The organism is Jejuia pallidilutea (genome assembly GCF_002973595.1).
Lineage (GTDB): Bacteria > Bacteroidota > Bacteroidia > Flavobacteriales > Flavobacteriaceae > Jejuia > Jejuia pallidilutea.
In genome coordinates this window covers 133,632-155,936 of sequence record NZ_PVEO01000002.1, presented here as the reverse complement: position 1 = coordinate 155,936, position 22,305 = coordinate 133,632, and the positions used below count along the sequence as shown (strand labels likewise).

Annotated in this window: 17 protein-coding genes; 9 read left to right on the top strand and 8 right to left on the bottom strand. The window is 33.7% G+C overall.

From position 1 onward, the window contains the following. Positions 1 to 49: 49 nt before the first annotated feature. The 5 genes from CLV33_RS04155 to tsaD all read right to left on the bottom strand — a co-directional run bounded on the left by CLV33_RS04155 (position 50) and on the right by tsaD (position 3,836). On the bottom strand, positions 50 to 550 hold the full coding sequence (locus tag CLV33_RS04155) for a TrmH family RNA methyltransferase (protein ID WP_105472839.1): 501 nt from the start codon (positions 548 to 550) through the stop codon (positions 50 to 52). Between the two features lie 83 nt (positions 551 to 633). Further along, on the bottom strand, positions 634 to 1,275 hold the full coding sequence (locus CLV33_RS04150; protein ID WP_105472838.1) for a DUF4159 domain-containing protein: 642 nt from the start codon (positions 1,273 to 1,275) through the stop codon (positions 634 to 636). Positions 1,276 to 1,288: 13 nt separating this feature from the next. Beyond that, positions 1,289 to 2,008 (bottom strand): 16S rRNA (uracil(1498)-N(3))-methyltransferase, encoded by a 720-nt coding sequence (locus CLV33_RS04145; protein WP_042243258.1) that lies wholly within the window; start codon positions 2,006 to 2,008, stop codon positions 1,289 to 1,291. Beyond that, positions 2,008 to 2,646 carry a peptidylprolyl isomerase gene (locus CLV33_RS04140; protein WP_105472837.1) on the bottom strand — a complete coding sequence of 213 codons (639 nt, stop codon included), beginning with the start codon at positions 2,644 to 2,646 and terminating at the stop codon, positions 2,008 to 2,010. The genes CLV33_RS04145 and CLV33_RS04140 overlap by 1 nt, the downstream gene beginning before the upstream one ends. Before the next feature lie 167 nt (positions 2,647 to 2,813). After that, positions 2,814 to 3,836: a tRNA (adenosine(37)-N6)-threonylcarbamoyltransferase complex transferase subunit TsaD gene (gene tsaD / locus CLV33_RS04135; protein WP_105472836.1), complete on the bottom strand. Its 1,023-nt coding sequence runs from the start codon at positions 3,834 to 3,836 to the stop codon at positions 2,814 to 2,816. 201 nt (positions 3,837 to 4,037) lie between these two features. Between tsaD and CLV33_RS04130 the strand changes: the two genes are divergently transcribed. From CLV33_RS04130 to CLV33_RS04110, 5 genes are all read left to right on the top strand, one after another. Then, entirely contained in the window at positions 4,038 to 8,441 is a 4,404-nt protein-coding gene (locus CLV33_RS04130; protein WP_105472835.1) for a translocation/assembly module TamB domain-containing protein, read from the top strand. A gap of 146 nt (positions 8,442 to 8,587) precedes the next feature. Further along, positions 8,588 to 9,574, top strand: coding sequence for a 6-phosphofructokinase (pfkA, locus tag CLV33_RS04125; protein WP_105472834.1), 987 nt, complete (start codon positions 8,588 to 8,590; stop codon positions 9,572 to 9,574). Positions 9,575 to 9,592: 18 nt separating this feature from the next. Then, a complete protein-coding gene (gap, locus tag CLV33_RS04120; RefSeq protein ID WP_042243273.1) occupies positions 9,593 to 10,597 on the top strand; it encodes a type I glyceraldehyde-3-phosphate dehydrogenase in 1,005 nt (334 codons plus the stop codon). Positions 10,598 to 10,683: 86 nt separating this feature from the next. After that, positions 10,684 to 11,544, top strand: coding sequence for an N-acetylglucosamine kinase (locus CLV33_RS04115; RefSeq protein ID WP_105472833.1), 861 nt, complete (start codon positions 10,684 to 10,686; stop codon positions 11,542 to 11,544). A gap of 23 nt (positions 11,545 to 11,567) precedes the next feature. Further along, positions 11,568 to 12,794: an ATP-binding cassette domain-containing protein gene (locus CLV33_RS04110; protein ID WP_170063972.1), complete on the top strand. Its 1,227-nt coding sequence runs from the start codon at positions 11,568 to 11,570 to the stop codon at positions 12,792 to 12,794. Between the two features lie 68 nt (positions 12,795 to 12,862). Here CLV33_RS04110 and CLV33_RS04105 read toward each other — a convergent pair whose 3' ends face one another. Then, a complete protein-coding gene (locus tag CLV33_RS04105; protein WP_105472831.1) occupies positions 12,863 to 13,903 on the bottom strand; it encodes a GMP reductase in 1,041 nt (346 codons plus the stop codon). 129 nt (positions 13,904 to 14,032) lie between these two features. On the opposite strand from CLV33_RS04105, the gene CLV33_RS04100 reads away from it, so the two are divergent. Further along, complete coding sequence (locus tag CLV33_RS04100) at positions 14,033 to 15,466, top strand: ATP-binding protein (RefSeq protein WP_105472830.1); 1,434 nt, start codon at positions 14,033 to 14,035, stop codon at positions 15,464 to 15,466. 4 nt (positions 15,467 to 15,470) lie between these two features. Here the strand turns inward: CLV33_RS04100 and CLV33_RS04095 are convergent, their stop codons facing one another. Further along, complete coding sequence (locus CLV33_RS04095; protein WP_105472829.1) at positions 15,471 to 15,851, bottom strand: RidA family protein; 381 nt, start codon at positions 15,849 to 15,851, stop codon at positions 15,471 to 15,473. Positions 15,852 to 15,888: 37 nt separating this feature from the next. Continuing rightward, the gene (locus CLV33_RS04090; RefSeq protein WP_105472828.1) at positions 15,889 to 18,669 is read right to left on the bottom strand and encodes a putative LPS assembly protein LptD; all 2,781 of its coding nucleotides are present in this window, start codon (positions 18,667 to 18,669) and stop codon (positions 15,889 to 15,891) included. A gap of 159 nt (positions 18,670 to 18,828) precedes the next feature. On the opposite strand from CLV33_RS04090, the gene CLV33_RS04085 reads away from it, so the two are divergent. Genes CLV33_RS04085 through CLV33_RS04075 form a run of 3 tightly spaced genes read left to right on the top strand, consistent with a single transcriptional unit; the run spans position 18,829 to position 22,260 of the window. After that, complete coding sequence (locus tag CLV33_RS04085; protein ID WP_105473124.1) at positions 18,829 to 19,917, top strand: N-acetylmuramoyl-L-alanine amidase; 1,089 nt, start codon at positions 18,829 to 18,831, stop codon at positions 19,915 to 19,917. Positions 19,918 to 19,968: 51 nt separating this feature from the next. Then, positions 19,969 to 20,931 (top strand): MlaD family protein, encoded by a 963-nt coding sequence (locus tag CLV33_RS04080; protein WP_105472827.1) that lies wholly within the window; start codon positions 19,969 to 19,971, stop codon positions 20,929 to 20,931. Positions 20,932 to 20,946: 15 nt separating this feature from the next. Next, on the top strand, positions 20,947 to 22,260 hold the full coding sequence (locus tag CLV33_RS04075; RefSeq protein ID WP_105472826.1) for a (Fe-S)-binding protein: 1,314 nt from the start codon (positions 20,947 to 20,949) through the stop codon (positions 22,258 to 22,260). Positions 22,261 to 22,305: the final 45 nt, after the last annotated feature.

Sequence of the window (22,305 nt, the reverse complement as noted above, 5' to 3'; positions counted from 1 at the left end):
TTGATAGCAGTATATTGATGAGATTACCTGATTTTATTCGCAAAAACGCCTATATAAATTGTTTAGTGATTTCGTAAAGTGCTATGTTGGTAGCTTGTACTACATTCATACTACTATTTTGTCCAAACATATTAATATGAACGATTTGATGTGACAGTTGTAATATATCTTCTGAAACTCCAAAATTTTCATCACCTACAAATACTGCAATTGGTTTTTCTTTAGAAAAAATATGCTCGTTTACAGGTATGCTGTTTGATGTAATTTCTAAGGCAATGATTTGGTAACCATTTTCTTTAAGCGTTTTTGCAACAGTAAAAGCAGATGTCTCTATTTGATAACTAACCGCTTTTTCGGTAGCTCTAGAGGTTTTTGTCATTTTTCTACCTAACGGAATATGCTCTCCGCAAAGGATAAGTTTTTCAATTCCAAAAGCATCAGAAATTCTAAAAAGGCTCCCTATGTTTGGGGCGTTGGTAACATTATCGCTTACCAATATAATTGGGAATTTTTGTTTTTTGAAGTTAGAGGTGTAATGGGTAAGTTGCAATTTTAGTTAGGAGTTAGGAGTTAGGAGTCAGGAGTGAATGGTCTACGTTTGAGTAAGAGTTACTTTTTTGGAGGTTAGTTTTTTTAATTCTCAAAAGCATACTTCACAATATTTGCGCCCATTTTTAAAGCTTTTTGTCGCACATCTTCAGGGTCATTGTGCACCTCAGGGTCTTCCCAACCATCGCCTAAATCACTTTCAAAAGTAAACAGTAACACTAATCTATCTTCATAAAAAATACCTAGAGCTTGCGGGCGCTTACCATCGTGCTCATGTATTTTTGGTAATCCATTTGGGAATTTATAAACAATATTAAAAATAGGGTGAGTTGTTGGAATTTCAACCAATTCATCATTTGGAAAAACCTTTTTAAGTTCCTTTTTCAAGAAAGGTTCCATGCCATAATTATCATCAATATGCAAAAAACCACCAGAAATTAGATAGTTACGTAGGTTTTCGGCATCATCTTCATTAAAAAACACATTACCATGTCCTGTCATGTGCAAAAGTGGATATTGAAAAATATCTGTACTTCCCGTTTCAACGGTTTGAGGTTGCTCGCTTATTTTTGTTTTAATGTTTTGGTTGCAAAATTTTATCAAATTAGGTAACGCTGTAGGGTTACTGTACCAATCGCCACCACCTTTATATTTTAAAACTGCCAAATCTTGGGAAAACGAGATAAAAAAACATAAGCTGGTTAAAATACAAAAAAGATGTTTCATTGTTTAGAATACATTACTGCCCATTTAGGACTTCGTTTACAAACGCAACCGAATGGCATGCTACAATAGCAGCCGTTTCTGTTCGCAATCTTGTTGTTCCCAAAGTTACAGGAATAAAATTGTTTTTTAAAGCCAAATCTATTTCTTTGGTGCTAAAATCGCCTTCTGGCCCTATTAAAATAGTAACATCTGTTTTGGGCAATAACCCCTTTTTTAATGATTTTTTATTGGTCTCTTCACAATGCGCTATAAATAATTGCCCTTTAAAATCTTGTGCTATAAAATCCTTAAAGTTAATGGCCTTATTTAATTTTGGCAAATAACAATTTAGAGATTGTTTCATGGCAGATTGTAAAATACGCTCGAAACGGTTAGTTTTAATTACTTTTCTTTCGCTGTGGTCGCAAATAATTGGGGTAATGCTATCAATACCAATTTCAGTTGCTTTTTCTAAAAACCATTCGTAGCGGTCGTTCATTTTAGTAGGTGCAACTGCTAGGTGTAAATTATACGGGTGATGTTCTTGTTTAGCTTTTGAAACAATTTTTACCGAACATTTATTGTTAGTTATAACAACAATTTTGGCAGTAAACAACCAGCCTTTGCCATTAGTAATATGCAACTGGTCTCCCACAGATTTTCGCAGAACTTTTACAATATGTTTGCTTTCTTCCCTTGGAAAAGAAAAATCTTTGGAATTCGCGCTAATTTCTGGGTTGTAAAACAGTTGCATTAGTCTATAGGTTCTATAATTTTTAGGACTTCAATTTCGGTAATATCTTTTGGTTTATAGGTTTGTAAAACTACATAATACCAATTTTTTGAGGGAATATCAACTGTATAAACATCATTTAGGTTATGCGCATTGGTAGATATGGCGTTTTCAAAATCTGGGTGCATATTCCCAAGAGTAAACCACCCTGTGTCTCCACCTTTTTTAGCATTGGTGTCCATTGAATACCTATTTGCTAAATCATTAAACGAAATACCGTTGTTGTACTTCAAAATTAATGTTTTTCTAAGCGCGTTAATACTTTCTAGACTATGGGTATTGCCATCTAAAAAAATATAGGAAACTCTGTAATACGAACTGATAGTTTTATCTAAAATTTTGTAAAGTGTTTTATCGTATTCGCTATTTTCTTGTTTTACCTGTCCTTTTTCTAATTTAAACAAGGCTTTAGCGAGTTGGGTTTTGTGTTTTTCTTCATTAAAAACAAATATTTTGCTGTTAAAGCTGTATTTGTCTTTAATAAATTGTTTTGCTTGTTCTTGGGTTTCTATGGTTGCCAAAGCTTCTTCTGTACTTGTTTGGGCATTTAGTAGGAGTGTGAAAATTGAAAAACTTAACAATAGTAGGTGTTGTTTCATGGTGTTTGTTTTAAATTTTTTCAAATTTAATTTTTAAACCCTATGATAAATTTTAGGTTTAGATAAGTTTTTAAGAATTGTTTGTTTACAACTTACTAAAAGTTCCCTAATCTCCAAAGTCGAAATACTTAATCAATATTATTTTGCTGAATACTGCCTACTAAAAACTAAATTTTTAATCGTGCCGAAGCCATTATATCCTGTTCGGCAAAATTGGCCTCTAAGAATTTTAAATAGCCCACAATGGCAATCATAGCAGCATTATCGGTGGTATATTCAAATTTTGGAATGTAGGTGGTCCATCCAAATTTTTGCTCTCCATCTTGTAATGCTTTTCTAATACCAGAATTAGCCGAAACCCCGCCACCAATGGCAATATGTTTTATACCTGTTGCTTTAGTCGCTTTTTTTAATTTATCAATTAAAATGCCAATAATAGTGTATTGTATAGATGCACAAATATCATTTATATTTTCATTTATAAAATTGGGGTTTGCTTTAGTTTCCTTCTGTATAAAATAAAGAATGGCCGTTTTTAACCCAGAAAAGCTAAAATTTAGCCCATCAACTTTGGGTTTGGTAAAGGTAAACGCTTTAGGGTTTCCTAATTGCGCCCGTTTGTCAATTTCAGGACCTGCAGGATACCCTAAACCCAAAATCTTGCCACTTTTATCGTAAGCCTCACCAACGGCATCGTCTATGGTTTCTCCAATTACCATCATGCTAAAGTAATCTTCAACGTTTACAATTTGTGTATGGCCACCAGAAATAGTCATAGCTAAAAATGGGAATGGTGGTTTTTTAAAATTTGTTTCTTCAATAAAATGTGCCAAAATATGTGCTTGCATGTGGTTAACATCAATTAAGGGAATGTTTAAACCGTAAGCAAGAGATTTAGCAAAAGATGTACCTACCAATAAACTTCCCATTAAACCAGGGCCTCTTGTAAAAGCTATAGCGCTAAGTTGCGCCTTGGTAATATTTGCTTTTTTTAGTGCTTGGTGTACTACAGGTACAATATTTTGCTGGTGTGCCCTAGATGCTAGTTCTGGTACTACACCACCATATGCTTCGTGTATTTTTTGGCTTGCTACAACATTGCTTAAAACCTTGCCGTTGTGTATAACAGCAGCAGAGGTATCGTCACAGGAAGACTCAATGCCAAGGATAAAAATATTTTGTTTAGCCATTACTTAATATTAGGCACAATAATTGTTAATTTTGAAAACAAGTTAAACATCTGTTTTCCTTTTTATTTCGTAACTGCAAAATTAGGCATTATTTCATAGTTAAGTAGTGTTAGTTTTTGTGTTTATGTATAATGAGTTTTAATATCGTAAATCATAAAAAAAGTACTCAAAATATTATATAAGATAATCGCAATAATTTTATTGCTCTTCATTATTTTGGTGCTTATTCTTTCTATTCCATCGGTACAAACCAATTTAGGTAATTATGCTACCAAACGATTAAACCAAGAGTTTAAAACCAATATTAATATTGAAAAAGTAGGGCTACAATTTAATGGCGATGTAGAGCTAAAAAATATTTATGTTGAAGATTTTAAACAAGATACCCTTATAAATATTCAAGAACTAAACACGTCTATTTTAAGTTTTTCAAACCTAATGAACGGTCAGTTGGTTTTTGGGGATATTGATATTATGGATTTGGTGTTCAATATAAAAACATATAAAGACTATCAAGAAACCAATCTAGATGTTTTTGTTGCTAAGTTAGAAGGCGATAACCCAAAAGAAGGAGAAGGTAGTTTTTTGTTGTCTTCTAGCGATGTAACAATTTACAATAGCACCTTTAGGCTGTTAGACGAAAACAGGGAAACCACCAAGGTGTTAGAATTTAATGATTTAAACATTAACGCTACCAATTTTTTAATTAATGGCAGCGATGTAAGTACGCGAATAAATACACTGTCTTTTAACGATAGTAGAGGTGTAGCGGTTAAAAATTTAATGACCAATTTTAAGTACACCTTATCTAGCATGACTTTTGATAAGCTTGAAGTTAAAACTGAAAACTCTGTTTTAAAAGGAAACCTTAAATTTTATTACAAACGCGAAGATTTACAGTTTTTTACAGATAAGGTAACGCTTGAAGCCTCATTTAAGGATTCTAATGTGTTAATGGACGAATTAAACACATTTTATAACGAATTTGGTAAAAACCAACACACAAAGTTTAGTGTTAATTTGTCTGGAACCCTTAACGATTTAGAGGCTAAAAACCTAGAACTTACTACAAGTACAAACACTAAGGTTTACGGTAACATAGATTTTAAAAACCTGTTTAGTAAAGCCACTAACGACTTTTTAATGAATGGTGAGTTTACTAACCTTACATCAACTTATAAAGATTTAAAAGCACTATTGCCAAATGTTCTGGGAGCAGCAATACCTTCGTCTTTCGATAGGTTGGGTAAATTTAAAATTACAGGAAACTCACAAATTACAGCATCAAAAGTAGATGCTGATATTAAAATGGATACCGAGCTTGGGTTTGTAAACTCTAACTTGCACATTACTAAAATAAACGATATTGATAATGCCTCCTACAAAGGGCGAATAGTTTTAGATACCTTTAATTTAGGTACATTTATTGAAGAACCTAAAGTAGGTCAGGTGTCTTTAGACCTAGATGTAAATGGACATGGTTTTATAGCCGAAACCATAGATACAGAAGTAAAAGGCGATATATTTCAATTAAATTATAATAATTACGATTACAATAAAACTCAAGTTTCGGGTAAAATAAGAAACAAAATATTCGATGGTATTTTATTGGTTAATGACGAAAATTTAAAACTAAAGTTCAACGGATTAATAGATTATTCTGAGGTTATAAATAAATACGATTTTGAGGCCGAAGTTGATTATGCAGACTTAAACAAGTTAAACTTCGTTAAAAAAGACAGTATTTCTATTTTTAAAAGTACTGTTAATATGAACATGAACAGTAGTAGTCTAGATGATGCCTATGGTAGAATAACTTTTAGAAATACATCTTATAAAAACGAACACGATACCTATAATTTTAAAAGTTTTAAAATAGCCTCACGTTTTCAAGGAAAAACACGATATGTAGATATAGATTCTCCCGATATTATTGAAGGTGGTATAAATGGGGAATTTGCTGTACGCGATATAGTTAAACTTTTAGAAAACTCTATTGGTAATATATATACCAATTACAAGCCCTATGCGGTAGCAGATAACCAAAGAATTAATTTTAACTTCAAAATATACAATAAAATAATAGAGGTACTGTACCCAGAAGTAGAACTAGGTAAGAACACTTTTATACGGGGCAGTATACACAGTGATGCAAATAAATTTAAACTCACCTTTAAATCGCCCCAAATAAACCTTTTAGACAATTTTGTTAAGGATATAGAGCTACAGGTAGATAACAGTAACCCTTTATTTAATACCTATGTGGAGGTAGATAGTATTAATACCAAATATTACAACGCATCAAAATTTAGTTTAATCAATGTAACGATTAACGATACGCTTTTTATGCGTTCAGAATTTTCTGGGGGAAAACGCAATAATGATAAGTTTAACCTTAGTTTTTACCATACTATAAACAAAGAAAATAACTCTGTAATAGGCTTTAAAACGTCAGATGTTACAGTTAAGGATTATAAATGGTATATTAATGGTGGCGATGATAAATTCAATAAAATTTCATTTACTAAAGATTTATCTTCTATTGAAATAGATAGATTAAACATCAACCATGGTAAGGAAGAGGTTACTTTGTCTGGTTTTATAAAAGATTCTACAGAAAAAGATTTAAAACTAAAGTTTAAAGATGTAAGGCTATCCAAGATAATTCCAGATATAGACAGCTTAAAGCTTAATGGTAGGGTTAATGGTAAGTTAGATATTCTTCAGCAAAACGGTAGTTATTTACCAAATTCTACAGTGGTTGTAGATAATTTTAAAGTTAACGATTTTTATTTGGGCGATTTTAATGCCAAAATAATTGGTAACGAAGATCTTACCAGTTACAATGTAGATGTTAGTATTAAAGACGATATAAAACAGAGCTTTAATGCCGTTGGAGATATTAAAGTAAGAGGAAAAAGTACAAGTATAAATGTAGATTTAGGGTTCGATAGGTTTAATTTAAGTCCGCTTAACCCTCTATTATCAGGTGTTTTGTCTAATATTAGAGGCGATGCCTCTGGAGAAGCAACCATTGTGGGCGATTTAAAAAGACCAGATATTGTTGGAACGCTTACACTAAACGGTGGAGGCTTTACTATACCATACTTAAATGTAGATTATCAATTTAATGATAATGTAAAAGTTGGGTTAGAACAACAGAGTTTTTTGTTTAGTGATGTACAGTTAACAGATACAAAATACAACTCTAAGGCAGAGTTAAATGGTAAATTAAGTCATAATAATTTATCAGATTGGAGATTAGGTTTAGGGCTATCAACCGATAGACTTTTAGTTTTAGATACCAAAGCAGCAGAGGAATCCTTGTATTATGGTACTGGTTTTGTTGGGGGTACGGCAAGCATTTATGGCCCAACCGAAGAATTGGTAATTAGCGTGGTAGGAGAAACTAAAAAAGGAACAGTTTTTAAAATACCATTATCTGATACGGAATCCTTTGGAGACAACTCGTTTATACATTTTATTACGCCAGAGCAGAAAGAGGCTAGGGAAAAGGGAGAAGATTTTGTATTAGAAGATGTTGAAGGTTTAGAACTGGATTTCGATTTGGATGTTACCCAAGATGCCGAACTAGAAATTATTATAAATAAAGAAACTGGGCATGCTTTAAAGGGGCGAGGTGTAGGCGGTTTATTGGTTGAAATAAACACAAACGGAAAGTTTGATATGTGGGGCGATTTCTCTGTGTTTGAAGGTGTTTACAATTTTGCCTATGGAGGCTTAGTGCAAAAGCAATTTATAGTACAACCAGGTGGAACCGTGGCATGGGAAGGCGACCCTTTAAAGGCACAAATAAATATGTTGGCAACTTATAGAACACAAACCAATCCGTCCCCACTTTTAGACAACCCAATAAATAGGAGCATTCCCGTAGAATTAAATATTACATTAAATGGCGATTTAGAAAGGCCAGTACCTAGTTTTGATTTTGAGTTCCCTAATGCTAATTCCACAATAAAATCAGAATTACAATATAGACTAGATTCAGATGCTGAGAAAGAAAACCAAGCACTGTACTTCCTAGCTACAGGAGGCTCGTTTCAAAATAGAGGCTCAGGAGAGTTAAATGTTTCTGGTACTATTGCAGAACGACTAAACGGTATTGTAAACGGTATTTTTACTTCAGAAGATGGAAAAATTAATTTCGGTTTTAATTACGAAGCCGGACAAAACCGACCAGATTATCAAACCGATGATAGGGTTGTAGCCACATTTCAAACCCAAATAAACGATAAGGTATTTTTTAACGGCAGTGTAGGTGTGCCGGTAGGGGGCGCGGGAGAAACACAAACTGTTATTGCGGGAGATTTAGAGATTAATTTTCTTTTAAATGAAGATGGAACATTATCTGCCAAAGTATTCAATAGAGAAAATAACATTCAAAGTTTTGGTCAAAACGTAGGCTATACACAAGGCGTTGGTTTATCTTATAATGTAGACTTCGATACCTTCAAGGAACTCATTAGAAATTTATTCAAAAAAAACCCAGAACAACAAACCATTCCAAAAGAAAATAATCAAGCACAGGAAACCGAGGCACTCCCTAGTTTCATATCGATAAAATCCTCTAAAAAAGAAGGTTAAAACCTTTGCAACCTACTATTTTTATTCATAATTACTCCTTATTTGTTAACTAAAACGTTATAGTTTTAATATATTATTAAAATATGACATATGTTATATAAATATGGTTTTTGTTTAGTAATTTTACCTCGAAATAAAAAGAATTAATGTCAAAAGAAATTAAAAAAATCGGTGTTTTTACTTCAGGAGGGGATTCTCCAGGTATGAATGCTGCAGTTCGCTCGGTAGTAAGAACCTGTGCGTTTCATAATATAGAATGTGTTGGTATTTATCAAGGCTACGAGGGTATAATGAATGGAGATTTTGAAGTTTTAGGTGCTCGTAGTGTTAAGGGAATAATTAACAAAGGCGGTACCATATTAAAATCTGCACGATCTAAAGAATTTAGAACAAAAGAGGGGCGTAAAAAAGCGCACGACCAACTTGTAAAAGCAGGAATAGATGCCTTAGTTGCTATAGGAGGTGATGGTACCTTTACAGGAGCTATGATTTTTAATGAGGAATTCGGCTTCCCGGTAATGGGTATTCCCGGTACTATTGATAACGATATTTTTGGTACAACACATACTTTAGGTTTCGACACAGCATTAAATACTGTAGTAGAAGCTATTGATAAAATTAGAGATACCGCAAGTTCCCACAACAGATTATTTTTTATTGAAGTTATGGGGCGAGATGTTGGGCATATAGCCTTAAATGTTGGTATAGCTGGTGGTGCTGAAGAAATTTTAATACCTGAAGAAGATTTAGGATTAGATCGTTTAGTAGAATCTTTAAACAAGAGTAGAACATCTGGAAAATCCTCAAGTATTGTAATTGTTGCTGAGGGCGATAAAATAGGAAAGAATATTTTTGAGCTAAAAGATTTTGTAGACGAAAACATGGAAGGCTACGATGTTAGAGTGTCTGTTTTAGGGCATATGCAACGCGGTGGCTCTCCGTCTTGTTTCGATAGGGTGCTTGCCAGTAGAATGGGGGTAAAGGCCGTAGAATCTTTAATGGAGGGTAAAACTAACTACATGGTTGGTTTAAAAAATAATAAAATGGAATTAACCCCTCTAGATCAAGCTATTAAAGGAAAATCGAAAATTAATTTAGAATTACTTCGTGTCTCAGATATAATGAGCACATAAACATTAATAAATAAGAACATGTCAAAATTAAAAATTGGAATTAACGGATTTGGGAGAATAGGTAGAATCGCTTTTAGAGTAGCAGCTTCTAGACCAGATATTGAAATAGTAGGAATCAACGATTTATTAGACGTTGACCATTTAGCGTATTTATTAAAATACGATTCTGTTCATGGAAGATTTAACGGTACCGTAGATATTAAAGACGGTAACTTAGTTGTAAACGGAAACGAAATTAGAATTACAGCAGAACGTAACCCAGAAGATTTAAAATGGGATGCTGTTGGTGCTGAGGTTGTTTTAGATTGTACAGGTATTTTTACTACACTAGATAAAGCACAAGCACACATTAAGGCTGGAGCTAAAAAAGTTGCAATTTCTGCACCTTCTGCCGATGCTCCAATGTTTGTAATGGGTGTAAACCACAAAAAAATTACTGCTAGCGATACCATCGTATCAAACGCGTCGTGTACTACAAACTGTTTAGCGCCTTTAGCTAAAGTTATTGATGATAACTTCGGAATTATAGAAGGTTTAATGACAACAGTACACGCAACAACTGCAACACAAATGACAGTTGACGGTCCTTCTAAAAAAGACTGGAGAGGTGGTAGAAGTGCGTTAGCTAATATTATTCCATCTTCTACAGGTGCTGCAAAAGCAGTAGGTAAGGTAATTCCTGAATTAAATGGTAAACTTACAGGTATGGCATTTAGAGTGCCAACTCCAGATGTATCGGTTGTTGATTTAACTGTAAGAACCGAAAAATCTGCATCTTGGGATGAGGTTAAAGCAGCTTTAAAGGCAGCTTCTGAAGGAGAATTAAACGGTGTTTTAGGTTATACTGAAGAATTAGTAGTATCTCAAGATTTCGTTTCAGAACCAATGACAAGTGTATTCGATGCAGGCGCAAGTATTGCTTTAAATGATAATTTCTTTAAATTAGTATCTTGGTACGATAATGAGTTTGGTTATTCAACTAAATTAGTTGATCTAGCTCAGTACATAGCATCTGTTAAATAACAAATAATGTAAATTACTAATAACTCCACAGAGTTATTGTGTTTTGGCACAGTAGCCTGTGGAGTTTTTTTATACTCAAAAAAATTATGGTTTTAATTGTTGATAGTGGTTCTACAAAGTCCGATTGGTTGGCTGTAGATACAAACGGAAATAAATTAATGGAAAAGGTGAGAACAAAAGGCCTTAATCCAGCAATTTTAAGTGAGAAAAAACTATATAAAATCATCAATAAAAGTAAAGAGTTATACGATAATAAAGACAAAGTAACCCATGTGTTTTTCTATGGTGCAGGCTGTGGAACCGAAAACGCAAGAGAACTACTGTCAGATGTTTTAAAAGATATTTTTGCTAACGCTCATGTTGAGGTTAACGAAGACACTTTAGCTGCTGTATACTCTACAATTAGCCATCCTAAAGAAGCTGCTGTGGTTTGTATTTTGGGTACTGGTTCCAACTGTAGTTATTACGATGGTGAAGTATTGCACCAACGTGTTAAATCGCTTGGATATACGCTTATGGATGATGCTTCTGGTAATTATTATGGTAAACAGCTTATAAGGGATTATTACTTTAATCACATGCCAGAAAATGTAAAAATAGCTTTTGGTGCTAAGTATAACATGGATGCAGATTTTATAAAGTACAATTTGTACAAACAACCAAGTCCAAATGCATATTTAGCCAATTTTGCAGAGTTTATGTTTCTGCACAAAGATTCAGATTATACCATTAAATTAATAAAAGACGGTATTCGCCTATTTGCTAAAAATATGATTATGCAATTTAAAGATGAACTCAAAACTGTACCTGTACATTTTGCGGGTTCTATTGCATATTTTGCTCAAAAGGAAATAAGGGAGGTAGCTGAAGAAATGGGCTTTAAAGTTGGCAATTTCGAGCGTAGACCTATTGATGGATTAGTACCTTTTCACACTAAAGATTTGTAATATTGCACTAAACTAAAAATATTGTGCAAAATCATATTATTATTTACATATCGAATAAGGAAAGTAAAACACACCTTATAAAAAATATAACTTCTGGGGAGTTTTTCCCCGAATTGGCACCTCAAAAGGGTGCCATTTTTTCTGAAATAACAATCAATCGATTTATTGAAGAAGAAACCCGTCACGAACGTTTTAGCATTAAAACCGAAACAAATAATAGTCTTAAAAATTCTTCTGAAGGGGAACGTAAAAGAGCGTTATTAAATCATATTTTATCTCGTGATGTATCAGATTATTTGGTTTTAGATAATGTGTTTGATTGTTTAGATGTAGAAACACAGTCTAAAATAAAAACGATACTTAAAGACATAAGTTACAAGACAAAAATTATCCAGATAGCCACAAGAAAACGCGATTTCTTAGCCTTTATCGATACAATTTATACAGTTGAAAAAAATAACTTACAGCTATATGATAATGTAAAATTAAGTAACCCTACAAGTCATTTTGTAAAAACATTGCCTCAACCCTACAAAACAGAATTTAAAACATTTCAATATCTTGTTTCCTTAAACAATGTAAGCCTTAGTTATAAAAATAAACCCATTTTAAACAATATTTCTTGGCAAATTAAACCGAACGAATTTTGGCAGTTAATAGGGCAAAATGGATCTGGAAAGAGTACAATTTTATCATTAATTTCAGGAGACAACCCAAAAGGATATATGCAAGATATGACCTTGTTTGGAATGAAAAAGGGCACTGGTGAAACTGTTTGGGACATAAAAAAACACATTGGGTTTTATTCTTCAGAAATGTTACGTGGGTTTAAGCGTAAAGATACCATAGAGAGCATGATTGTTTCTGGGTTTTTAGATTCCATAGGGCTGTATAGCTATCCTACCGATGTACAATTAAAAATAGCAAGAGAGTGGTTAGAATTGCTTAACATGCATCATATAAAAGATAAAAGTTTCCATTTTTTATCTAGTGGGCATAAGCGTTTGGTATTAATAGCTAGAGCTATGGTAAAACATCCACCATTACTTATTTTAGACGAACCTACTAATGGTCTTGATGATACCGATGCACAAATTTTTTCAGAATTAATTAATAAAATAGCTAAAGAAAGTAATACCGCAATAATTTATGTGTCTCACAGAAAGGAGCCGCATATTAATCCAGATTTTGTGTACGAGCTTATTCCACAAGCTACAGGCTCTATTGGTAAACTATTAAACGAGAAGTAGCCCAAATATTTCTAAGTTTAATTAAATGCTTAAAGCTTAATTTATCAATAACAAAAAACTGCCATAGCCTATTTGGTATAAACCTTGTTTTCTTGTTCTGCAACACGAATAAACGTGGTACGTTTGGTAAGTTCTTTTAATCGTGATGCACCAACATAAGTACAGGTACTGCGTAAACCGCCTAAAATATCTTTTACGGTATCTGCAACGTTACCACGATAAGGTACTTCTACTGTTTTACCTTCACTAGCTCTATAATCTGCAACACCACCCGAATGTTTATCCATTGCAGTAGCAGAACTCATACCATAAAACTTTTTAAAAGTTTTGCCATTTTTCTCAATGGTTTCGCCTCCACTTTCGTCATGACCTGCAAACATACCACCTAACATTACAAAATCGGCACCAGCTCCAAAAGCTTTAGCAACGTCTCCAGGAGTTGTACAGCCACCATCGCTAATAATTTGTCCGCCTAAACCATGAGCTGCATCAGCACATTCAATAATTGCCGAAAGTTGTGGGTAACCCACACCCGTTTTTACACGTGTGGTGCATACCGATCCTGGACCTATACCAACTTTAACTATATCTGCACCAGATAAAAGCAGTTCTTCAACCATTTCTCCTGTAACAACATTACCAGCAATAATTACTTTTTCAGGATAAGTATCCCTTGTTCTTTTAACAAAATCTGCAAAGTACTCAGAATAACCATTGGCAACATCAATGCATATATACTTTAATTTAGGATTTGCTTTAATGTTTTCAGAAAGGCGTAAGGCATCTTGCTTACCAATTCCTGTACTAACAGCAATGTAATTTTCAATATCACTTTTTGAATTTTTGAAAAACTGTGTCCATTCTCCCGTAGTGTAATGCTTGTGTATGGTTGTAAACAATTTTTCCTTAGAAAGTGCTTTTGCCATTTCAAAAGTACCAACAGTATCCATATTTGCCGCAATAATAGGAATTCCAGACCAAGTTGTAGAACTGTGCATAAATTTAAATTCACGCTTTAAACTTACTTCCTTTCTACTTTTTAACGTAGATCGCTTAGGGCGAATCATTACATCTTTAAATCCTAATTTTATATCATATTCTATACGCATTTATAGGTGGTTTTTGGTGATATTCAAAATTACAAGAATTTATATTTTTAATCCATAAAACGAAATTATATTTGCTGCGATCCATAAATTAATTTTGTTTCGTATCTTTAGTATAATTAATTGTTAAAAATGAAATTTCCCCCCAAGTCTAAAATGGCATTTAAACTGTGGACAGTTGTTTCCCTATTGGGCATCTTAACTCTAGGTGTATTGTTTTTTTTGGGCAAAAATGTTTCAGACGATTCTAATTACTTTTCAACCTTAGCTTTATTAATTTTTATAGTTTTAATTATAATAACAGGTGTGTTGCTATATACCATGAGGTCTCAAATGGAAAATGATGTAGTAGAATCTTATTTGAATACCAAGATTAACGAGTTAGAGCTGGAGTTACAAAAATCTAAAGAAACATCAGAACACAAATCTATTTACTTAGCAAATATGAGTCATGAAATTCGTATTCCTCTAAGTACTATTTTAGGTATGGTTAGAATGCTAAAAAATACCGATTTAGATATAGACCAAAAGGCTCAGGTTGAAATTGCCGAATATTCCTCAGAACATTTGTTGCAACTCATTAATATGATTTTGAATAATTCTAAAGGTTTAGATTCTGATTTGACATTAGAGTCTGTTCCCATTAATTTAAAGGCAGACTTAACCAAACTGTTTAAAATTTTTGAATACCAAGCTTGGGAGAAAGGTTTAGAATTTGAATACGAGTTTTCTGTAGATAAAAAGCACGACTTTTTATTGTTGGGTGATATGGGTAAAATTCAACAAGTGCTTATTAATTTGGTGAACAATGCTATTAAATTTACCAACAGCGGCAAAGTAAGTATAACTATAGACCACACGGTGACTTATGATAATTTACAGGTGGTTTCATTCTATGTAAAAGATACTGGTATAGGTATGAGTAGTTACGAGCAACAGCATGCTTTTAATGCTTTTGAAGAAAAAAACTCTAATCACGTAAAGCATTATAGAGGCTCTGGAGTTGGACTCTCTGTAACTAAAAAGCTAGTAGCGCTTATGGGTGGTGAACTTAAGTTTGAAAGCAAGGAAAATGAAGGTTCTACCTTTTATTTTAGTTTACAGTTGCAAAAAACCCTTAATGTTATAGCGGAACCACCAAAAGAAAAACCAATACTGCTAAACAAATTTGATTTTAGATTTAATGTTCTTGTAGCCGAAGACAATAAAATGAACCAAAAAGTAATTAAATTTTTGCTAGAACAGCACGGTGCAGACTGTACCTTTGTTACTAACGGGCTAGATGCTGTAAACCTCTATAAAGTTATAGATTACGACATGATTTTTATGGATATTTATATGCCGAAAATTAACGGTTACGAAGCCACAAAAATTATAAAGAATTCTGATAAGTATGCTAAAAATAAAATTCCAATAGTTGCAGTTTCTGCCAGTGCTTTTGAGGAGGATATTGAAAAAGCTAAAGCCGCTGGCGTTGACGATTTTTTAGCTAAACCTATAGATAACAAAAAATTGAATAGCGTTTTAAAAAAATATGCTTTAAAGAAAGAAGAACAAGCATCTTAGGGTATTATTTAACAGCAATCATACTTATTTCTACGTTTACGTTTTTTGGTAATCTTGCTACTTGCACTGTTTCTCTTGCAGGTGCTGTAGCATTATCAAAATAGCTGCCATACACTTCGTTTATAGCTGTAAAATTATCCATGTCACTAATAAATATTGATGATTTTACAACATTATTGAATGAAAAACCTGCTGCATTTAAAACCGCATTTAGGTTTTGCATTACCTGCAAAGTTTCAGATGTTATATCATTAATAACCAATGCTCCTGTTTTAGGGTTAATAGCAATTTGTCCAGAAATATAAAGTGTATTTTCGCTTAGTATTGCTTGATTGTATGGCCCTAACGGGGCAGGTGCATTTTGGGTTGTTATTATTTTTTTCATTCTATAACTTTTTAATAATTAAGCTAAGAAGCTTAAATTATAGCGTTTGGTCTGGTTGTCTTCGTTGTTCGTATTTTAAATCTTTAAGTAAGTTAGATTTTATGCCAATAAAGAAATTCCATGAACTTCTAGAGCTAAACGGCACCCAACTAAAATTCATACGCCAACTCAACAAGTCGCGTTCAAACCGAAGTTGTGTAAATGTAAATGCGTTGTTTTTAAAATCGTATCCTGAAGAACCTCCAACAGACCATTTTGGAGACAATTCAATATCACCAGAAAACATTAAGGAGTGCGATGAAATCTCACTATTGCGCCTCTGATTAGAATAATTTACAGCATACGCAAGTCTCAAACTCCAAGGTAATTTAAAATTATAAAAGTCTTTGTTTTCATCTTTGTTGTTCTTTTCTGCATCAGGGTCAAAACGTTTGCTGGTAAAATCCTCAGAGCGTCCAAACAAATCATCGGCTCGCCCGCCGTTTCTAATATTTTCCTCGGTGCTGGCATCTCGTTGGCCATCTTTTTTACTACTACCTTCGCTAGAAAGTGTATAGCTCATGTTCATATTGGCGCTGGTAAGTCTAAATAAACTTCCGCCATTGTTAATATTAAATGTATTTATTCTTCTATTATTATTATCTAACGCATAAGGATCTAATGTTGCACTAAAGTTAACACTTAGTTTACGATCGAATAATTGGGTACCGCCATTAAGTCTTACAGGGCTCCATTGCAGAGAGTCTCCTGCAAAATTGTAAGCCGTAGATAAATTAAGGTTGTTTAATAGCATTACCTTTTTGGGGTCTGTTTTAGTGGAGTCTTTATCCCTTACTTTGGCCTCGAAGTTGTTAGAAAGTGAAATTCCCATAGAACTGGAAAATGTTTTGTTTGGTGAACCAAATAAACTTTGTTCGAAACGAGTGTACTCAATATCGTCTATGGTAATACCATCGGCTGTAACAACTTCTGTTTCATAGCTATCGTAGTACCTATCAAAAGCAGGATTTATATTATAGCTAATTGCAGGACGCATAACATGCCTAATGGCTTTTATTTTTTTGTTCTCACCCTTCTTTTCAAAATTAAACATACCATAAATTGTAGTTCCTATACTTGTGCTAAAATTATATGTTCTAAAAGAATCGAAACCTTTAATGGTGTCGGTTATGGTTTCTTGTGTTTCAAAATCATAGCGTTTTTCAACGGTATCAAACGTCCACACTTCATTAAAATTAGTACTCGCACTTACACTAAAATGTTTAAAAACTTTAAAGTTGGTACTCAATGGTATGGTATGTTGAAAGCCAGACTTTGCATCATCAAACATTTCTTTTTTAAAGAACAAGGAATCTGTGGTTTGAATTCTGTTTTCACCACGTACATTATATTGAAAACTTATATTTTGAATTAGGCCTTTTTTTGTGCCAGTTTTGGGAGCAAAAGGAAAAACACGCCCCATATTACCCTGAAAGGTAGGCAAAGTCATGTTAATTTGCTGCGTTTGTGTGTTTTGGGAGTGCGTAGCTGTTAAACTAAAATCTACTTGTGGTTCTCCCTGAAATGTTTTGGAATAAGAAACGGATGATGCTAGGGTATTATTTAAAAAAGCACCAGTAGTGGCTTGGTTTAATGATGCCCTGTAAAACGTACTACTCCCTAAATTTACCGAAGCTGAAAATCTAGAATTAGGGCTAGCCTTGGCATCTTGACTATGGGACCATCTAATATTATACACCGTGGTTTTAGAGTAATCAGGGAAACCACGTTCGCTAGAAATAAGGTTTTCGTACCTAAACCCAAAATTACCCCTAAATTTATATTTAAGCGCATAGGTGCTTTCGCCTCTTATACCATAACTACCGTTGGTGTAATAATCGCCCATAAGTGCCAAATCTATATGTGGACTAATAGCAAAATAGTACCCCCCATTTTGTAGAAAGTAACCACGCTCGTTTTGTTCACCAAACGTTGGGATAAGCACCCCAGAAGCAGATGTATTTGCGGGCCTTTGGGGAAAGAAACTAAAAGGCATCCAGATTGGTGTTGGCACATCGTAAATATACATTTGTGCAGCCCCTGTAACAATTTTTTTCTTCGGAACTATTTTTGCTTTTTTAAGAAGTATGTAATATTCTGGGTCATCTAAATTCTCTGCAGTAGTATATTTAGAATCTTTGATGAAGTAAACCGAATCGTTTTCTTTTTTGGTGATTTTAGCAATTACAGTACCCTCGCCTTGCTCTGTAATACTGTTGTATATTAATGCTTTTTGTGTTTTTGTATTAAATAATATTGAGTCTGGTTTCACTACATTGCCACCTTGATCAAAAACAGGCGATTGAGTATATGCTCCTGTAGAATCTACTATTCCTCTAGCGTAAACCTCGTTTTTCTGGTAATCTATTGTAATGTCTCCTGCTTTAATGTTAAGATCTCCGTAAGTTATTTCAGCCTCATTAAATAAATACAGTTTTTGTTTTCTTTGGTTTAAAGAGGTGTAATCTGTAGCCTTGTAGATTACAATATTTTCTAAAAATTCTTTCTTTTTAGGTGTTATGGAATCTACTACTGTTGTGTCTTTAGGCGTTTCAGGAATTACTATTTTTACTAAACTATCTAGAGATTTAGTAACCGTATCTAATGTTTTTTCAGGTTTTGGTTCTATAGGTTCTCCCTTTTTTGGGATGTCTTGAGCGAAGCTAAAAGTGTTGATAAACACTGTAAAACTCAATGCAAAAAGTATTTTAAATTGGTTTGTACGCAACGCTTTTAAATGTATTTTTGTAAAAGTATGGCTCGATTTTTGAAACGCCAAAATTACATATATTTTTTTGGGTTTAATTTATATTTCTACAGAAATATTTTCTGATAAAATAAACCATTTTATAAATCCGTTTTACGGTTAGCAAATTATCAAAAACTAAGCCTTTTTAGGTAAAATTGAATGATAAATTCAAACTTTAACAATTACCAAATGAAAACGAACACAGTATTAAGTTTCGTATGTTTTATAATAGTATTAACATTTTCGTCCTTTACTGAAGCACAAACGAAGGATAAATTTGTTGTGGTTTTAGATGCAGGCCACGGTGGTAAAGACCCTGGAAATTTAGGAAATGGCTACAGGGAAAAGGACATTGCCTTAAAAGTTGTTCTAGAAGTGGGGAAACAACTAGAGAAAAACCCAAATATAAAAGTAGTATACACTAGAAAAACAGATGAGTTTGTAGAATTATTTGTTCGTGGTAAGATTGCCAATAAAGCAAAGGCAGATTTATTTGTGTCAGTACACTGCGATTCACATACCTCGCAAGCCTACGGTGCTGGTACTTTTGTTTTAGGGTTGCACAGAAACAAAACTAATTTTGAGGTTGCTAAAAAAGAAAACTCGGTAATTTTCAAGGAGGACGACCACGAAAAAAACTATGCAGGCTTTAACCCAAACTCTCCAGAAGATGCTATTTCTATTATTCTTGGACTGGAGGAGTATTTAGACCAAAGTATTTATCTAGCAAGTTTAATTCAAGACAATTTTGTAAAACTAAACCGTAAAAACAGAAAGGTAAAACAGGCAGGTTTTATAGTATTACACCAAACCGTAATGCCTAGTGTTTTGGTAGAATTAGGGTTTTTAACTAATAATAAGGAAGGGAGATACTTAAACTCAAGAAAAGGTCAGTTAGAAATGTCTAAATCTATTACAGAGGCTATCCTTAATTATAAAAAAACTATAGAACTTAATACTGTAAGCGAAATCAATACAAAAGATTTAATTGAAGAAGATGAAATGGAGTTTGAGGGTGTTACGTTTAAAGTTCAAATAGCTGCTAGTTCTAGAAAATTAGAACCAAAACCCTATAATTTTAAAGGCTTAAATAATATTTCTAGAGCTACACAAGGCAATTTATATAAATATTTTTACGGCAGTACTTCAGATTATAATCAAGCTAAGTCCTTGGTTAAAGAAGCAAAAGCCAAAGGCTACACCTCAAGTTTTGTAGTAGCTTTTAAAGATGGTAACAACGTTCCATTAGCCGATGTTCTAAAAACAAGGTCAAATTAATAAGTTCCTATCTAAATTTATTTTAAATTTGTTTTTAAAAGAAAGCAAATTTTGAAAATTTCACGAGAGGTAAAAGTAGGCGCATTAGTCTTATCTGGTATAGTTTTGTTTATTTATGGCTTTAACTACTTAAAAGGCAAAGATTTATTCAACCCTTCCGATACGTTTTATACCGAATATAACAATGTTGAAGGCTTAGTACCATCAACACCAGTAACCATTAATGGATTAAAAGTTGGTAAGGTAACTAGCATTGGTTTTAAAGGTGATGGTTCTGGGAAACTTTCTATTGAACTAATGGTAGATAGTAATTTTGAATTCTCTAAAAACAGTAAGGCAGAACTATACGAAACAGGTTTAATAGGAGGAAAAGCAATAGCTATCATTCCTGCTTTTGATGGCGCTGAAACAGCAGAAGATGGCGATTTTTTAGAAGGGCGAGTTAAAGCTGGCTTAACCGAATTGGTAAACCAGCGCCTAACACCGCTACAAGAAAAAATTGAAATTATGATGGTGGGTGCAGACTCATTACTTTCTAACATTAATGATGTTTTTGATGCTAAAACCAAGGAAAACCTTAGGGCTAGCGTTGCAGGATTAAATGATGTGATGCAAAACTTTAAAAGCACATCCTCCTCGTTAAAAACTCTAGTTGCTTTAAACCAGGAAAAATTAAATACTACCTTAGATAATGTGGAGAATATTTCTTCAAACCTATCTAAAACTACAAACGAATTAGCAGAAGCAGATCTAAAACAAACCATTAAAGCCCTAGAATCTACAATTCAGAATTTTAATGGTATTAGTGCAAAAATAAACAGTGGCGAAGGCTCTATAGGAAAACTTCTTAAAGACGAAGGGTTGTATGATAATTTAGAAGGAGCAAGCCTGCAATTAGAACAATTGCTACAAGACATGAAATTAAACCCTAAGCGATACGTACACTTTTCATTATTTGGTAAAAAGCCAAAACGTTACGATGCCGAAGGAAACGAAATAAAAGACGAAGATTAATTAGCCGTGTAGTTTATGACTTATTTACCTAACATACTTTTCGCCATAACATTAATAATCGGTATTGGTTATTTTACAAAAAACGTTAAAAAACTTATTAGGAATATTAAGTTGGGACACGATGTAGATGCTTCCAATAATAAATCCCAGCGCTGGAAAAACGTAATAAACATTGCTCTAGGCCAAAGTAAAATGGTACGTAGGCCAATTTCTGGACTCTTGCACGTAGTAGTTTATGTTGGTTTTATCATTATAAATATTGAAGTTTTAGAAATTATTATTGATGGGCTGTTCGGTACGCACCGCATAGGTTTAAAGGTTCTACCAGTTTCCGTTTACGGCTTTTTAATAGGCACGTTCGAAATTTTAGCCTGCTTAGTGCTTATAACAGTTATCGTTTTTTGGATACGACGAAATGTGCTAAAGTTGGCTCGTTTTATGAAGAGCGAAATGACTGGATGGCCAAAAACAGATGGGAATTTAATCCTATATTTTGAAGTGGTGTTAATGACGCTCTTTTTGGTTATGAATGCTACCGATGTAGAATTTCAATCACTAAACACAGGAAATGTAATAAGCCAATACATAGCACCTTGGTTCTCAGGATTAACTGAAGGAACGCTGCATATTATAGAGCGTGGTGCATGGTGGTTACACATTATAGGTATTCTTATTTTCCTTAATTATCTTTATTTTTCAAAACATTTACATATAATTTTAGCATTCCCAAATGTGTATTTTGGAGGTTTAAATCCACAAGGGCAATTCAATAATTTAGATGCTGTAACAAAAGAGGTAAAACTGATGATGGATCCAGATGCCGACCCTTTTGCAGCTCCAGCCGAAGGCGCAGAAGATGATATCCCTGCCAAGTTTGGTGCCAGCGATGTACAAGATTTAAGCCAAATTCAGTTATTAAATGCTTACACCTGTACAGAATGCGGGCGTTGTACATCGGCGTGTCCTGCAAACCTAACAGGTAAAAAGCTTTCCCCTAGAAAAATTATGATGGATACTAGGGATAGGCTAGAAGAAGTTGGTAAAAATATCGATGCCAATAATGGCGAATTCAAAGACGATGGCAAACAATTATTGGGCGATTACATCACAGCTGAGGAGCTTTGGGCATGCACAACCTGTAACGCCTGCGTAGAGGAGTGTCCGGTAAGCATCAACCCATTGTCTATTATTTTAGACATGCGTCGCTATTTGGTTATGGAGCAAAGTGCAGCACCTTCAGAATTAAATAATATGATGTCTAACATAGAAAACAACGGTGCGCCTTGGCCTTATAACCAAATGGACCGATTAAACTGGAAAGACGAATAACTATGGCGTTACCCACAAGGGGTCGGGCTTTCGGCAGTCGCTCTC

What these genes read in the sequence shown, in the direction of transcription:
- CLV33_RS04075 (WP_105472826.1), top strand. Translation starts at nt 20,947, where the DNA reads ATGACTTATTTACCTAACATACTTTTCGCCATAACATTAATAATCGGT.
- CLV33_RS04095 (WP_105472829.1), bottom strand. Translation starts at nt 15,851, where the DNA reads ATGAAAAAAATAATAACAACCCAAAATGCACCTGCCCCGTTAGGGCCA.
- CLV33_RS04140 (WP_105472837.1), bottom strand. Translation starts at nt 2,646, where the DNA reads ATGAAACAACACCTACTATTGTTAAGTTTTTCAATTTTCACACTCCTA.
- CLV33_RS04150 (WP_105472838.1), bottom strand. Translation starts at nt 1,275, where the DNA reads ATGAAACATCTTTTTTGTATTTTAACCAGCTTATGTTTTTTTATCTCG.
- CLV33_RS04085 (WP_105473124.1), top strand. Translation starts at nt 18,829, where the DNA reads ATGAAAACGAACACAGTATTAAGTTTCGTATGTTTTATAATAGTATTA.
- gap (WP_042243273.1), top strand. Translation starts at nt 9,593, where the DNA reads ATGTCAAAATTAAAAATTGGAATTAACGGATTTGGGAGAATAGGTAGA.
- CLV33_RS04115 (WP_105472833.1), top strand. Translation starts at nt 10,684, where the DNA reads ATGGTTTTAATTGTTGATAGTGGTTCTACAAAGTCCGATTGGTTGGCT.
- pfkA (WP_105472834.1), top strand. Translation starts at nt 8,588, where the DNA reads ATGTCAAAAGAAATTAAAAAAATCGGTGTTTTTACTTCAGGAGGGGAT.
- CLV33_RS04105 (WP_105472831.1), bottom strand. Translation starts at nt 13,903, where the DNA reads ATGCGTATAGAATATGATATAAAATTAGGATTTAAAGATGTAATGATT.
- CLV33_RS04100 (WP_105472830.1), top strand. Translation starts at nt 14,033, where the DNA reads ATGAAATTTCCCCCCAAGTCTAAAATGGCATTTAAACTGTGGACAGTT.
- tsaD (WP_105472836.1), bottom strand. Translation starts at nt 3,836, where the DNA reads ATGGCTAAACAAAATATTTTTATCCTTGGCATTGAGTCTTCCTGTGAC.
- CLV33_RS04145 (WP_042243258.1), bottom strand. Translation starts at nt 2,008, where the DNA reads ATGCAACTGTTTTACAACCCAGAAATTAGCGCGAATTCCAAAGATTTT.